Raw genomic sequence first — 13738 nt, forward strand, 5'->3', positions numbered from 1 at the left:
ACGGGGCGGGCCGGCATCCTCGGGGAGGTCGCCGGCCCGTACTTCGGATCGCGTCACAGCGGCGGGGCGATGTCCCGCCGCTCCTCGACCCGGCGGTACTCGACCGGCTGCTCGGTGGTGGTCACGACGGCGGTACGGCGACGCTGGAAGATCAACGCCGTCATGATCAGCCCGAGCACGCCGGCGCCTATCAGGATCCAGCCGACCACGTCGAGGTTGATGCCGCCGACGCTCGCGTCGAGCGCGAAGGTGAGAATCGCGCCGAGCGCGATCAGGAAGATGCTGGTGCCGATACCCACGACAGCCTCCTCAGGGGGGTGTGGTGTGCTGTCGAGGTTCATCAGTACCCCGCCGTCGAGCAGCGCAATCGCCGTCGTCCGAGGGTGCCGCGTCCCCCGATCTTGGCATCGGGTAGAGTTCCCTCCGTCGCCGGCGCTTGTCGGCGGCGTGCGGACGTAGCGCAGCTGGTAGCGCATCACCTTGCCAAGGTGAGGGTCGCGGGTTCGAATCCCGTCGTCCGCTCGCGATCCGTCTCGACGGGCCCAGCGGCCAGGTCGAGCGGCAACACGGGCGATTGGCGCAGTGGGAGCGCGCTTCCCTGACACGGAAGAGGTCACTGGTTCAAACCCAGTATCGCCCACCGGATACAAGCAGGTCGGCTGGCCCGTTACCGGATCTCCGGTAGCGGGTTTCTTGTTTCCTGCCCCGCACGCCAGGAGCCGATCGCGGCGAGCAGCGGCCCCGGGTCGGGCGTTCGCCGCCGGCGGGTGCCGAGGATCAGGTCCGTCTCAGCCGTGCTTCTCTATTTTCTCTGCCGCGTGCCGGAGTGCGCTGACGAGTTCAGGGATGTGCGCGTCGGGGAAGCGGCCGGACATGCCGATCGCGGCGTACGGCGCCGAGCCGACGGTGACGGCGACGGTGCGCTCGGTCTTGCCGGCGCGCAGGGCGAAGCCGGCTTCGCGGATCTCCGCCAGGTCGGTGAGGACCTGCTCGACCGGGGTCTCGTTCGCGCTGGTCTCCCACATGGCGCGGACGTTCTCGTCGTCCTGGGAGGCCAGCAGCGCCATCCCGAGCCCGGAGCGGGTGACCGGGAAGAGGCCGATCCGGCCGAGGGCCGTGCTGGTGTCCATGCCCGGGTCGGCGTGGTACAGGTACGACATGTGGTCGCGCCAGAGCACACCCATGGCCACGGTGTGACCGTGGACGTGCAGCTCGCCGAGCGGCCCGATCGCGCGGCGGATCAGGCCCGACCCGAAGAGGCTCTGCGCAGCCAGGGCATGGATTCCCGGGCCGGGACGATAGCGGCGCCGCTCGTCCTGTTCGATCAGCCGGATGTGCGCGAGGGTCTTGAGCAGCCGGTTTGCGCGAGAAGGTTCCAGCCCGAGCCGTCGTGCGACTTCGCGTGAGCCCAGGGCCTCAGCGGAACTGGCCAGCAACTGCAGGCAGTCGAGCCCATCCTGGAGCGATTTGTTCGGCTGAGACGGCAGCATGTTGCATTTATAGCATCACTCCGTTGCGGAGCGCTACGGGCTCGTGTCGCTCAGGTTTCATCGACATGTCTTGACGGTGCTATTACTGCACCATTACGCTCGCCGCACTTGACCAACGATCCCGCCTGGTCGCCGCAGTCGACCCTGCTCGAGCAGGCGCGATGAGAGCCGCCCGGGTCGGTTTCCTCCATCACGGGGTGGGTCCGGCGGGCTGCCGCCAGGGACGGAAAGGCGCCACATGCTGCGAACCGTGGCGAGCCGGTCGGCTCGCCACGCGCCCAAGTCACGGGACGACGATGCGCCAACGAGCGGACCGTGGCTGAGCCGAGAGGTGACGAACTTGATACGACCCTCGAATGTGCACCGCCACAGGTGGCGGACGCACGTCGCGGCCGGACTGGCCGTCTTCATCGGTCTACCCATGATCGGCGTCGCGCCTCCAGCGTTCGCCGACGCCGCTGCGGCCTCCGCGGTGCTCTCGGCGACCCCGCAGTGGAACGGCATGGCCGGCAATCCCGGCGACGCCTCCGGCCAGATCTCCACGGCTGCCACGGAGCGGGGCGGCCGCCCCTGCTGGACCACGACGACGACGCCGATCACCAACGACTTCCTGTACTTCCGGGTCGACGCCGCCCGACAGCCGGCCACCACCGGGTACGCGTTCGTCAAGGTCAGCTACTTCGACGCCGGCCCCGGACACTTCACGATCCAGTACGACGGCACGGGGCAGAACCGGGCCGGCGACGCCGTCCCGCTGACCGGCGGGAACGTCTGGCGTTCCTACGTCTTCCAGTTGGCCGACGCCGAGTTCAAGGGCGATCTGCCGTCCGGCGCCGACTTCCGCATCGCCTCCTGGGACAGCCGGCTCGGGCGGTCGGCCACCGATCTGTGCGTCTCCGACGTCTCGGTCAGCTTCAGCACCGCCGAGGCGGTGCGCATCACCGCGACGAACCTGGTCTTCAGCGGATCCGAGCCGCGGACCATCCCGGTGACCTCCAGCGCGGCCAGCGTGAGCTGGGCGGTCGCCGACGAGCAGGGGGTGCCGGCGGCCAGCGGCACGGCCGCGGTGTCCGGTGGCACCGCGACGGTCAACCTCGCCACGGTCAAGCCCGGCTACTACACCCTCGGCGTCACGGCCGAGGTGGGTGGACTCCCGGTCACCCGGTACACGCCGGTGGCGCTGCTGGACGCGCTTCCCGCCGACGCCCGGAGACCCGGGGCGCCGTGGGGAGTCGGGACCCACTTCTCCCAGAGCGACCCGCCCAGTCTCATTCCCACGATGGCGAAGGTCGGTTACACCCACGTCCGCGACGCCCTGTCCTGGCAGCACGTGGAGAAGGCCGCCGGCACCTACACCATGCCCACCTACGGTGCCCCGTTCCTCAACGGGCTGGCCGCCAACGGCATGGAGCCTCTGCTGGTCGCGGCGTTCGCCAATCCGCTCTACGACGGCGGGAAGACGCCGAGCACGCCGGAGGGCCACGCCGCCTTCGCCGCCTACGCCTCAGCGATGCTCACCCTCTCCGGCACCAACAAGGTCGAGGTGTACAACGAGTTCGACGGCGGCTTCAACAACGGCCTGTGCGGTCGTACCCCGCAGTGCTACCTGCCCCTGTTGCGGGCGACCTACGCCAAGGTGAAGGCCGACCACCCGCAGGCCGAGGTCGTCGCGCCGGCCGGCGGCGGACCCGCGTGGTGGGAGGAGCTGTTCCAGATCGGCGGCCTGCAGTACATGGACCGCTTCAGCGCGCACCTCTACGGCTTCCCGGCACCGCCGGAGGTCCGCGGCGTGACCATGATCCCGACGTTCAGAGACCTGATCCGCCGCTACAACAACGGTCGCGACATGCCGATCGACATCACCGAGAACGGATACCCGACCCACACCAGCGGTGGCGTCAGCGAACTGCAGCAGGGCGACTACCTGGTCCGCACGGCCAGCCTGGCAGTGGCCAACGGGGCCAGCCGCTACTACTGGTACGACTTCCTCAACGATGGCACGACCACGTCGAACCAGGAGTACAACTTCGGCGTGATGCGCCGTCCCGGGTACCTGGGGATGAACGCCTACGCCCCGAAGCCGGCGCTGGTCACGCAGTCGGTGCTGATCCGCCAGCTCGCCGGTCTGGGCTTCCGTGCCGCCGACAACCTGGGCTCGGGTGTCTACTCGTACGAGTTCGCCGGCGGGGCCGGCAAGACGCCGGTCCGGGTGATGTGGGCGACCACACCGACCCAGGTGGAGCTGAGCACCACCACTCCCGTCACGGTCACCAACGCCTACGGCCGGTCGAACACCCTGGAACCCCTACAGGGCAAGGTGACGCTGGACCTGACCGAGCACCCGGTCTTCGCCAAGGGCAAGCCGACGGCCCTCGCGGTGAGCAACCCGAAGGTGTACTCCGTCTCGGTGCCGGACACGGTCGCCGTCGGCGACGACATCCCGGTGACGCTGAAGGTGGACCGGACCCACGGTGGTGGAGGCACGTGGACCAACTTCCAGATCGAGGACAGCACCTACGCGGTGTACGCGCCGGCCGGGCAGGTGGGAACGAAGACCGTCACCGTTCCTGGTAGCACGGTGAAGGGGCCGCGAACGGTACACGTGCGGGCCGGGTCCGGGGGATCGGCGTCGATGGTGCTGCGTGATGACGCGATGATCACCGATCCGGTCGTGGCGACCGTCGATCCGATCGTGACGTCGGTCGGGCCGCTCGGCGGGTCGCTGCGGGTCAAGATCACCAACAACAAGTCGGCGACGGCTCTGGACGTCTCCCAGATCGTGTGGACGGTGGGGACGCAGAGCGGCACGGTGACCGGCGTCGCCCCGGTACCGCCGAACTCCGTCACCTCTGTCGACATACCGGTCGCGGGGATCGTCCCGTGGAAGTCCTACGACATGTCGGTGCGCGTCGACACGGCACAGTTGGGCGCGTTCCGGGCCGATGGGACCGTCGGCTTCAACCCGATCGAGGCCGACGGACAGAACGCCGTCGTACCCGTGAATCTGGCGACCGACGGCGCGGTCGACTACCGGCGGGTTCCCTACGGCGGCGCGTCGGACCTGTCGGGCACCGTCAAGCTCACCCGCACCGCGGACGCCCTGTGGTTGACCGCCGACGTGACCGACAACGTCCACGCCCAGACGAAGACGGCCGGCAGCATGTGGGACGGCGACTCCATCCAACTGGCGATCAGCCCCGACCTTCCGGGACGGTCGACCGCCCGGGTCGAGATCGGCGCGGCGCTGCTGGGCACCGGTCCGGCCGTGTACACCTTCACGCCGCCGCCCGGCGGAGTGGCCGGAGCGACGCCCGGCGCGACGGCGGCGGTCGTCCGGACCGGGACCACCACCTCCTACCGCGTGTCGGTGCCCTGGGCCGCGCTCGGACTCACCGGTCCGCCCACCGCACCGGTCGCCCTGTCCTTCGTGGTCAACGACGACGACGACGGCATCGGCCGGGCCGGCTGGATCCAGTGGGGTGGCGGCATCGTCCTGGCCAAGAACACCGCGGAGATGCGGCCGGTGCAGGTGATGGCGCCGTGAGCTGGCCCCGGCGGGTCCTGGTCACCGGTGCGGCCGGACGGCTGGGCCGGGCCGCCCTGACGCTCTTCGCCGACCAGCTCATCCCCACCACCGGTCTCGACCTGCACGATCCGGGCGACACCCGGGCGGACCGGATGGTGACCGGATCCGCCGGGGACCCGACCGTGGTACGCGACGCCCTCGCGGGGGTCGACGCCGTCTTCCACTGCGCGGCGATCCCCGCGCCCACCCTCGGCACACCGCACGAGGTGTTCACCACCAACACCCAGGCGACGTTCACCGTGCTGGAGGAGGCGGCTCAGCGGGGCGTCGGCCGGGCCGTGATCGCCAGCAGCCTGTCGGTGACCGGCCTGCCCTGGTCGCCGCACCCGCAGACACCGGCCTACCTGCCCATCGACGAGGATCTGCCGCTGCAGGTGGCCGACCCGTACGCGCTGTCGAAGCAGACCGACGAGGCGATCGGCGCCATGATGGCCCGCCGGCACGGGATGACAGTCGTCGCACTGCGCCTGCCGCTGCTCGGCGGTCCCGGCGACCAGTTCGACACCTACGCCCGCAACTACGTCGAACACCCGTCGTGGGGGGCCAAGGAACTGTGGGCGTACCTGGACACCCGCGACGCCGCCCGCGCCGGCCTGTTGGCCCTCATCGCCCGCGTCAGGGGATTCCACGCGGTGTTCGTCGCCGCCCCGGACACCCTGAGCGCCACCGACACGGAGGCGCTGCTCGACGAACACCTACCCGGGGTGCCCCGGCGGGCGCGACAAACCGGCCGGAGCGTCGCCATCGACACCGGTCGGGCCACGCGGCTGCTCGGCTTCACCCCCGAGCACCTCTATCCACTGTCCCCACCCGGACAGCCACCATCCCCAGACCAGGAAGTGACGCCATGACACGAACGATCAGCCGCCGGCGCCTGCTCGCGGGCGCGGCCGGACTGGGCTCCGCCGCCCTCCTCGCGGCCTGCGGCAAGGGCGGCGATTCCGGTGACGCCGGCACGGTGACCCTCAACGTGTGGGGCGGTGTCCCCGCGGAGAGCGGACCCGACGCCCTGTTCGCCGCGTTCACCGCGAAGCACCCGAACATCAAGGTCAAGTACACCCGCTTCGTCAACGACGATCAGGGCAACCTCAAGCTCGACACCGCGCTGCAGGGCGGTCTCGACATCGACGTGGTCGTGTCGTACGCGCGCTCGGCCCTGGCCAAACGCGTCGAGGCGGGTCTGCTCACCGACCTCACCGACCGACTCGCCGGTGACCCGGTGTTGAAGGTTCTCGCCCCCGGCGCGAATCCGGCCAGCAACTACTTCTTCGACGGTAAGGCGTACTCCGTTCCGGCCAGCCGCAGCGTCGAGACGGTGCTGGCGAACAAGAGCCTGCTCGACAAGGCCGGCATCACCGTCCCGGCGGACTGGACGACCGCCGACTTCCGCACGATCGCCAGGCAGCTGTCCGGCAACGGCGTGTACGGGTGTCTCATCCCGCCGGACCTCGCCCGCCAGCAGCTCGGCCCGGACTTCACCTACAAGGCCGGCGGCCGCGAGTCCAACTTCGACCACCCGGCGTTCCGGGAGAACTTCCAACTCCGGCTGGACATGATGGCCGAGAAGTCCGCCGTCCCGATGACCGAGATCGTCGCGCAGAAGTGGGACGCGTTCGCCCAGACCCCGTTCCTCACGGGGAAGGTGGCGATGTGGATCTCCCAGCCGTTCGTCATGCGCTACATCAAGGACACCAAGGAGTATCCGCACGACTTCAAGACCGTTCTGCTGCCGATGCCGGCGCCGCAGAAGGGCGCGCAGTTCTGGAACACCGGTGCCTACGGCGACAACGTGGCCATCACCAAGAAGTCCAAGCACCAGGACGCCGCCTTCACGCTCCTGCAGTTCTGGCTCGGCGAAGGCGCGGCACACATGGTGCCCGGCGGCCGGCTCCCATCGCTGCCCGGGGGCGACACCGCCAAACTGGCCGCCGATCTGGGCGGACCCGACGCCGCGAAGCTGTTCGACGAGCAGTCGCTGGTCACCAACCTGCTGACCTCGGACGCGCGGATCCCCGTGGACGCCATCCAGACGGCGCACGCGGAGATCTCCACGATCATGAACGGGCTCAACCAGCGGGTCCTGCTCGGGAACATCAGCATCGACCAGTGGGCCCGGACCGCCAAGGAACAGTGCGACGCCGCGATCAAAAAGGCGGCCTAGAGACACATGCAGACTCTGGTTGGGTCGGCCCGGTCACCGGTACCGCCCGTCGTACGGGAGAAGAAGCGCCGGCCCGCCGGGGTCCGTTCCTGGTTGCCGTGGCTGTTCATCGGCCCCAATCTCGTCGGACTGGTCGCCTTCACCCTCGGTCCGATGCTGGCCGGGCTGGGCATCGCGTTCACTCGCTGGAACGTGCTGTCCGGCCTGGGCGGAATCGAGTGGGTGGGCCTGGACAACTTCGCGGACCTGTTCGCCGACCCCAAGTTCTGGAAAGCCCTGGGCCGCACCGTGTTCTTCGCCGGCCTCGGCGTTCCGCTGTCGATCGCCTTCGGCCTGCTGCTCGCACTGGCCCTCAACCGGCCGCTGGTCGGCCGGGCCGCGCTGCGGGTCGTGTTCTTCGTACCCAGCATGGTCAACACGGTCGCCATCGGTATGGTCTGGCTGCTCGTGCTCAACCCCAGCGCCGGGCTGCTCAACCAGGCCCTGCGGTTCCTGGGCCTGTCCGAGCCGCCGACCTGGCTGGTGTCCGAGGACTGGGCTCTGCCGGCGCTCGTGCTCATCCAGGTGTGGGCCGGCATGGGCTACCAAGCGGTGATCTACCTGGCCGCTCTGCAGGAACTGCCCCAGGACCTGCACGAGGCGGCGATGATCGACGGCGCTGGCGCATGGCGCCGGTTCCGCGCGATCACGTGGCCGAGCCTCATGCCGACCACGGTCTTCCTGGCGATCACGTCGTTCATCGGCACGTCGCAGGGGTTCGGGTTGATCGCCTTCCTGACCGGCGGCGGCCCGGGGGAGTCCACCACCGTGCTGGCCTACTACATGTACCAGTCCGGATTCCAGGCCTACAAGTTCGGCTACGCCGCGGCGATAGGCGTCGTCACGTTCGCCGCGGTACTGCTGCTGACGCTGCTGCTGTGGCGGTTCCAGAAGGGACGGGGGCTCTACACATGACCCGCAGCCGTACTGACCGAACCCTGCGCACCTGGGTGCTGAGCGTCGTCATGTGGGCGATCGCGGTGCTCTTCGCCCTCCCGCTGCTGTGGATGATCTCGGCTTCGCTCAAACGCAACATCGACGTGTTCACGCTTCCGGTGACGTGGATTCCCGACCCGGTCCGGTGGGTCAACTACGCCGAGGTGTGGGCCGGCGACCCGCCCCTGCTGCGCTACTTCGGCAACTCCCTGATCGTGGCCACCGTTGCCGTCGCCGGCGAGCTGTTCACGTCCTCCCTCGCCGGGTACGCCTTCGCCCGCATGCGGTTCAAGGGTCGCGACCGCCTCTTCCTGCTCTACATCGCGACCTCGATCGTGCCGACCCAGTTGCTGCTCGTGCCCCGGTTCATGTTCTTCCAGGCCGTCGGCCTGTACGACACCCTGTGGGCGCTGATCCTGCCGAGCATGTTCACCGTCTTCGGCACCTTCCTGATGCGTCAGCACTTCTCCGCCGTACCCGGGGAACTCGCCGAGGCCGCACGCATCGACGGTGCCGGCGAGTGGTCGATCTACTGGCGGATCTACCTCCCGATGGCGAAGCCCGTCCTCGCGGCACTGGCGATTCTCGGCTTCGTCTGGTCCTGGAACAGCTACGAGACGCCGCTGATCATGCTCTCCACCGACGAGAACTACACGCTTCCCGTCGGCCTGACCCGTTTCGTCGACGGCGACGGCGGCCTCGCCGGTGGGCTGTCGATGGCCGCGGCCACCTCCTCGGTCGTACCGATGATCATCGTGTTCCTCGTGTTCCAGCGCCAGTTCCTGTCCGCACTGAGCCGCACCGGGCTCAAGTGACACCGCCGGAGGCTCACGACAATGCGTGTTGAACACGCCGGACACGACATCACGGTGGTCGGCGGTGGTCTGGCGGGTGTGTGCGCAGCCATCGCCGCCGCCCGCCTCGGCCGGACGGTCGCGCTGATCAACAACCGGCCGGTGCTGGGCGGCAACTCCAGCAGCGAGGTGCGGGTCTGGGTGGTGGGTGCCACGAGCCACGGCGACAACCACTACGCCCGCGAAGGCGGGATCATGGGCGAGCTGTTCGTCGAGAACCAGTACCGCAACCCGCAGGGCAACCCGTACGTGTGGGACACGGTCGTGCTCGACGCCGTGCGGGCGGAACCGAACATCTCCCTGTATCTCAACACCGACGTCCGTGACGTCGACGCGAGTGGGCCGCCCGAGGCGCGGCAGATCCACACCGTCACCGGGTGGATGATGGGCTCGGAACGGCTCATCCACTTCTCGTCGCCGATCTTCCTCGACTGCACCGGCGACGGCCTGATCGGACACCTGGCCGGCGCCGAGTACCGCATCGGCCGCGAGGCCAGCGGCCAGTACGGCGAACCCTGGGCGCCCGCCGAGGCCGACGACATCACCCTCGGCAGCACCCTGCTCTTCTACACCAAGGACGCCGGTGAGCCGGTCACCTACGTGGCGCCGTCGTTCGCCAAGGACATCACGCAGACCAGCATCCCGCAGCAGCGCCTCATCCGGGCCGGCGACAACGGCACCGCGTACTGGTGGATCGAGTACGGCGGTGAGTTGGACACCGTCCACGACAACGACGTCATCCGGGACGAACTGTGGTCGGTCATCTACGGCATCTGGGACCACATCAAGAACTCGGGACGGTTCGACGCGGACACGATGACGCTGGAATGGGTCGGGGCCGTTCCCGGCAAGCGGGAGTACCGCAGGTTCATCGGCGACTACGTGCTGACCCAGAACGACATCATGGGCCAGACGGAGTTTCCCGACCAGGTCGCCTTCGGCGGTTGGTCCATCGACATGCATCCGCCGCAGGGCATGTACGCGACGGAGGCCGCCTCCAAGCACCTGCACCCGGACGGCGTCTACCCCATCCCCTACCGGTGCCTGTACTCGGTGAACACGACGAACCTGCTGTTCGCCGGGCGCAACGTCTCGGCCAGTCACATCGCGTTCGGGTCGACCCGGGTGATGGCCACCTGCGGGACGCTGGGCCAGGCGGCGGGAGCCGCAGCCGCCCTGTGTCTCGACGGAAAGGTGGCCCCACGTGAACTCGACACGGGTCACCTCCAGCAGACCCTGTTGCGCTCCGACGCGTCGCTCATGGGCGTGGCCGCGGCCGACCCGACCGATCAGGCCCGCACGGCGCTGGTGACGGCGTCCTCGACGCTGGACGGGATCGACGTGACCGAACCGGGTGCGCAGTGGCCGCTGACCGCCGACGCCGGCATCGTGCTGCCGGTCGATCCCGCCCTGGCGGGGCCGGAACTCCTCGTCGACGCGGCCGAGGCCACGACGCTCGTGGTCGACCTCTACGACCCCGGCCTCGGACAGAACTACGTACCGGGCACGCTTGTCGACAGCGTGCAGGTCGCGGTCGGGGCGGGCGCCCGGCAGTGGGTCCGCCTTCCGCTGGACTGGACGCCGCCCACCGCGCGCAACGCCTTCCTGCGGGTACGCGCCAACCGCGCCGTGACCCTGCACGTCGCGGACACGACAGTCCCCGGCGTTCTGTCCCTGTCCCACGTGCCGCCGGCGACGGACCTGAAGGAGCGGCAGCCGGTGCTCGAGTGGAAGAGCAGAGCCCTGCGCCGCCGGACCTTCTGCCTACGCACCGGTCCGACGGCGGCCTACTCGGCCGACAAGGTGGTCGACGGGTACCTGCGCCCCTTCGCCGGACCGCACCTGTGGATGTCGCGGCCCCTCGCCACGGACGGCGAGCCGTGGTTGCAGTTGGGCTGGGCGGAGCCGGTGACGGTGAGCCAGGTCGAGATCATCGCCAATGACGACGTCAACGAGGACCTGATCAATCTGCCCCATCACCGGATGCCGTTCACGCTCATGCCGACGCTCGTGCGCGACTACCGAATCGAGGCCCGCGTCGCCGGGGCCGGCTGGCAACCGCTCGTGTCGGTGGTCGACAACCGGCAGCGGCACCGCACGCACGGTCTCGCGGCCCCGATCGTGACCGACCGGATCAGGGTTGTCGTCACCGCCACCAACGGCACCGGTTCAGCCCAGCTGATCGCCGTGCGGGCCTACGCCTGACGGGCCGCCGTCGCAGTCCACCGAAGCAACGATCCTCGAACAGGAGACCACGATCGTGCCCCTCAATCCCATGCCGGAGACGCAGGCGCCCTGGCCCGGCCGTGACCGGCTGCGCATCACCGGCGTCCGGTCGATCGTCACCGCCCCGGAGGGCGTGCCGCTCGTCGTCGTCCGGGTCGACACCACCGATCCCGGCCTGTACGGGCTCGGATGCGCGACATTCACCCAGCGGTTCCACGCCGTCGCCGCCACCGTCGACAGTCATGTCGCGCCGCTGCTCGTCGGCCGCCATCCGGCCGACATCGAGGACATCTTCCGGATGATCCATTTTTCGTCGTACTGGCGCAGCGGCCCGGTCACCAACAACGCCCTGTCCGGCGTCGACCAGGCGCTGTGGGACATCGCCGGCAAACGGGCCGGCATGCCCGTCTACGAGTTGCTCGGCGGGCGGGTCCGAGCGGCGGCCGACACGTACCTGCACGCCGGCGGGGCCACCGTCGACGACACCCTGGAGCAGGCCCGCATCCTGCTCGCCCGGGGCTACCGGCACGTCCGGCTGCAGGTCGGCAGTCCCGGGGTGGGCACCTACGGCGCTCCGGCCACGCCCGGCGAGTACACCGGGACACCGCACCCCGGCGGGTGGGACGTGCACCGTTACCTGCGTGACACTCCGGACCTGTTCGCGCAGGCCCGCGCAGCTCTCGGGCCCGAGCCGCACCTGATGCACGACGTCCATTCCCGGCTGACCGTCAAGCAGGCTGTCGGACTGGTCCGCCAGCTCGAGGAGTACCGCTTGTTCTTCCTGGAGGATCCCATCGCCCCGGAGTTCTACGACCGGCTCGGCGAGGTCCGCGCGGCCGCACCCATGCCCATCGCCGTCGGGGAACAGGTGGCGTCGGTGGCCGACGCGGCCCGGCTCGTGACGGGTGGCGGTGTCGATCTGCTGCGTCTGCACATCTCCTCGATCGGTGGCCTGAGCCCAGCGCGCAAGCTCGTCGCCCTGTGCGAACTGCACGGTGTGGGCACCGCCTGGCATGCGCCAGCCGACGTGTCCCCGGTCGGCGCGGCGGCGAACGTCGCGCTCGACGTGACCAGCGCGGCCTTCGTCGTCCAGGAGGGCCACGAGTACGCGCCGGCCGTCCACGAGGTGTTCCCGGGCACGCTCGCACCCCGCAACGGCTTCCTCTATCCGTCGGACGCAGCCGGGTGGGGCATCGACCTCGACGAGGCGGAGGCGGCCAAGTACCCGCCCGTGGAGCACCTCCACGAACGGTGGTCGGCCCAGGTACGGCACCTCGACGGCGGGATCGTGGCCCCGTGAAGATCGACCGTGTCGAGACCTTCCTCGTGGCGCCCCGCTGGCTCTTTCTGAAGATCACCACCGATGACGGTGTCGTCGGCTGGGGCGAACCGGTCGTGGAAGGCCGCGCCGAGACCGTCCGGGCCGCGATCGGTGAGTTGTCCGACCTGCTCATCGGCAGCGATCCGATGCGCATCGAGGACCACTGGCAGGTCCTCACCCGCGGTGGCTTCTACCGCGGCGGCCCGGTGCTGTCCAGCGCCGTCGCCGGCATCGACCAGGCGCTGTGGGACATCGCCGGGAAGGTCCGGGGCGCACCCGTCCACGAACTGCTCGGCGGCCCGGTGCGCGACCGCGTCCGGATGTACGGCTGGGCGTACGGCGACACCGCCGAACAGGTCGCCGAATCCGCGGCGACGGCGATCGCCGCTGGATACACAGCCGTCAAGATCGCACCACCGGGCGCGATGGCGTTCCTGGACACCCCCGCGGGCGTGAAATCCGTCGTCGAGCTCCTGGCCAAGGTCCGCGACGCGATCGGCCCCGACAACGACGTGGCGATCGACCTGCACGGCCGGGCCTCGATCGCCGCCAGCCGTCGCCTCCTGCCACTGCTGGAGCCGTACGTGCCGCTGTTCGTCGAGGAACCGCTGCGGCCGGAGTATTCCAGCGACATCGCCCGGATCGTCACGGCGACCGCACTGCCGATCGCCACCGGCGAGCGGCTCTACACGCGGCGCGAGTTCCGGGACGTCCTGGACGCCGGCGTGGCCGTCGTCCAACCCGACCTCTCGCACGCCGGAGGCATCTCCGAGGTCCGGCGCATCGCCGCGGTCGCCGAGATGTACGACTCCGTCCTGGCCCCGCACTGCCCGCTCGGCCCGATCGCCCTGGCCGCATGCCTGCAGATCGACCTGGCCATTCCGAACTTCCTCATTCAGGAACAGGCCCTCGGCATCCACTACAACAACGGCCAGGACGGCCTGAACTATCTCGTCGACGCCGACGTCCTGCGGTTGCGCGACGGGCACGTGGAGCGACTCGGCGGACCCGGCCTCGGCATCGACGTCGACGAGAACGCGGTGCGCGAGGCGGCGGCACGAGGCCACCGGTTCCGTTCCCCCATCTGGCGCGGCCCGGACGGCGCGTTCACCGAGTGGTGACGAC

The 13738-nt window shown here is 69.6% G+C and carries 10 protein-coding genes and 2 tRNA genes; 10 read left to right on the forward strand and 2 right to left on the reverse strand.

Features of this window, described 5'->3' with window-relative positions:
- Positions 1–53 precede the first annotated feature (53 nt).
- The gene (locus tag ACGFH9_RS18900; RefSeq protein ID WP_393220784.1) at positions 54–299 is read right to left on the reverse strand and encodes a DUF6458 family protein; all 246 of its coding nucleotides are present in this window, start codon (positions 297–299) and stop codon (positions 54–56) included.
- A gap of 150 nt (positions 300–449) precedes the next feature.
- Between ACGFH9_RS18900 and ACGFH9_RS18905 the strand changes: the two genes are divergently transcribed.
- Both ACGFH9_RS18905 and ACGFH9_RS18910 read left to right on the forward strand, forming a co-directional pair.
- Positions 450–522, forward strand: a tRNA-Gly gene (locus tag ACGFH9_RS18905).
- A gap of 46 nt (positions 523–568) precedes the next feature.
- Positions 569–640: transfer RNA gene (locus ACGFH9_RS18910), tRNA-Val, on the forward strand.
- Between the two features lie 148 nt (positions 641–788).
- On the opposite strand, the gene ACGFH9_RS18915 is transcribed toward ACGFH9_RS18910, so the two are convergent.
- On the reverse strand, positions 789–1490 hold the full coding sequence (locus tag ACGFH9_RS18915) for an IclR family transcriptional regulator (RefSeq protein ID WP_393220786.1): 702 nt from the start codon (positions 1488–1490) through the stop codon (positions 789–791).
- A gap of 358 nt (positions 1491–1848) precedes the next feature.
- On the opposite strand from ACGFH9_RS18915, the gene ACGFH9_RS18920 reads away from it, so the two are divergent.
- Genes ACGFH9_RS18920 through dgoD form a run of 8 tightly spaced genes read left to right on the forward strand, consistent with a single transcriptional unit; the run spans position 1849 to position 13734 of the window.
- Positions 1849–5034 (forward strand): sugar-binding protein, encoded by a 3186-nt coding sequence (locus ACGFH9_RS18920; protein ID WP_393220789.1) that lies wholly within the window; start codon positions 1849–1851, stop codon positions 5032–5034.
- Positions 5031–5927, forward strand: coding sequence for an NAD-dependent epimerase/dehydratase family protein (locus ACGFH9_RS18925; protein ID WP_393220792.1), 897 nt, complete (start codon positions 5031–5033; stop codon positions 5925–5927). The genes ACGFH9_RS18920 and ACGFH9_RS18925 overlap by 4 nt, the downstream gene beginning before the upstream one ends.
- Positions 5924–7237, forward strand: a complete 1314-nt coding sequence (locus tag ACGFH9_RS18930; protein WP_393220795.1) for an ABC transporter substrate-binding protein — start codon at positions 5924–5926, stop codon at positions 7235–7237. Before ACGFH9_RS18925 ends, ACGFH9_RS18930 begins: the two co-directional genes overlap by 4 nt.
- A 6-nt stretch (positions 7238–7243) precedes the next feature.
- On the forward strand, positions 7244–8191 hold the full coding sequence (locus tag ACGFH9_RS18935) for a carbohydrate ABC transporter permease (protein ID WP_393220797.1): 948 nt from the start codon (positions 7244–7246) through the stop codon (positions 8189–8191).
- Complete coding sequence (locus tag ACGFH9_RS18940; protein WP_393220800.1) at positions 8188–9027, forward strand: carbohydrate ABC transporter permease; 840 nt, start codon at positions 8188–8190, stop codon at positions 9025–9027. Before ACGFH9_RS18935 ends, ACGFH9_RS18940 begins: the two co-directional genes overlap by 4 nt.
- A 21-nt stretch (positions 9028–9048) precedes the next feature.
- Complete coding sequence (locus tag ACGFH9_RS18945; RefSeq protein WP_393220803.1) at positions 9049–11271, forward strand: FAD-dependent oxidoreductase; 2223 nt, start codon at positions 9049–9051, stop codon at positions 11269–11271.
- Between the two features lie 55 nt (positions 11272–11326).
- On the forward strand, positions 11327–12592 hold the full coding sequence (locus ACGFH9_RS18950; protein ID WP_393220806.1) for an enolase C-terminal domain-like protein: 1266 nt from the start codon (positions 11327–11329) through the stop codon (positions 12590–12592).
- Positions 12589–13734 (forward strand): galactonate dehydratase, encoded by a 1146-nt coding sequence (gene dgoD, locus ACGFH9_RS18955; RefSeq protein ID WP_393220808.1) that lies wholly within the window; start codon positions 12589–12591, stop codon positions 13732–13734. Before ACGFH9_RS18950 ends, dgoD begins: the two co-directional genes overlap by 4 nt.
- Positions 13735–13738: the final 4 nt, after the last annotated feature.

This window comes from Micromonospora sp. NPDC049102 (assembly GCF_043197485.1).
Classification (GTDB): domain Bacteria; phylum Actinomycetota; class Actinomycetes; order Mycobacteriales; family Micromonosporaceae; genus Micromonospora.

Excerpts from the sequence above, each read along its gene's own strand:
- ACGFH9_RS18915 (WP_393220786.1), bottom strand. The coding sequence starts at position 1,490 with ATGCTGCCGTCTCAGCCGAACAAATCGCTCCAGGATGGGCTCGACTGC.
- ACGFH9_RS18930 (WP_393220795.1), top strand. The coding sequence starts at position 5,924 with ATGACACGAACGATCAGCCGCCGGCGCCTGCTCGCGGGCGCGGCCGGA.
- ACGFH9_RS18935 (WP_393220797.1), top strand. The coding sequence starts at position 7,244 with ATGCAGACTCTGGTTGGGTCGGCCCGGTCACCGGTACCGCCCGTCGTA.
- ACGFH9_RS18940 (WP_393220800.1), top strand. The coding sequence starts at position 8,188 with ATGACCCGCAGCCGTACTGACCGAACCCTGCGCACCTGGGTGCTGAGC.
- ACGFH9_RS18945 (WP_393220803.1), top strand. The coding sequence starts at position 9,049 with ATGCGTGTTGAACACGCCGGACACGACATCACGGTGGTCGGCGGTGGT.